1 protein-coding gene is annotated in these 781 nt (G+C 79.3%); it reads left to right on the forward strand.

All coding sequences use genetic code 11. The features are described from left to right. On the forward strand, positions 1–562 hold a 562-nt coding region (locus tag KVT14_RS18740), incomplete at its 5' end, for a response regulator (protein WP_217617055.1). Positions 563–781: the final 219 nt, after the last annotated feature.

Here is a 781-nt window from a genome sequence, read left to right on the forward strand (position 1 = left end):
CGGGGACGGGGTGGTCGCGGCGGTGCAGGCGCCCCACCCCGACGTCGTGCTCATGCACCTGCACATGCCGCGGGTCCCGGGGCTCGACGCGATCGCCGCGCCCGGCGCCCTGCCGGAGCCGCCGGGCGTCATCGCCCTGACGTCGTTCGGCACCGACGACACGGTGCTGGCGGCCGTCCGCGCGGGGGCGTCGGGCTTCCTCGCGAAGGACGCCGACCCCGGGGCGACCGCGGACGCCGTCCGCCGGGTCGCGGCCGGCGACGGGGCGCTCGACCACGCGGCCGCGGGCAGCCTCACCCGGCACGTGGCCGGTGACCCGGACCGCGGCCGGCGCGAGGAGGCCCGGCGGCAGCTCGCGGTGCTCACGGAGGCCGAGCTCGAGGTCGTGGCCTACGTGCCCGCGGGCCTGTCCAACGACGCGATCGGCGAGCTGACCTACCGCTCGGGCTCGACCGTGAAGGCGCACCTCGGTCGGGCGATGGCGAAGCTCGGGGTGGCGACGCGGTCGCAGCTGGCGGTCATCGCCGACCGGGCGGGGCTGGAGCCGGGCACGGCGTCCTGAGCCGGGGGTCTGGCGCCCGCTGAGCCCACATGTCGTTCGTCCGGACCGCCTTCTTGAGCCGGTGCTGTCTGCGGACTCCAGGGGGCGGCCGGCAGGACCGTCACGCCCGTCCGCGGCGCGACCGGGCGAGGCCGCGGGCGCCGACCGCGGCGGCACCGGCGAGCAGCAGGCCCGCGGCGACGGCGAGCGCCGCGCCGGCCTCGGACCCGGTGCGCGGGA

The organism is Cellulomonas sp. GbtcB1 (assembly GCF_019091725.1).
Lineage (GTDB): Bacteria > Actinomycetota > Actinomycetes > Actinomycetales > Cellulomonadaceae > Cellulomonas.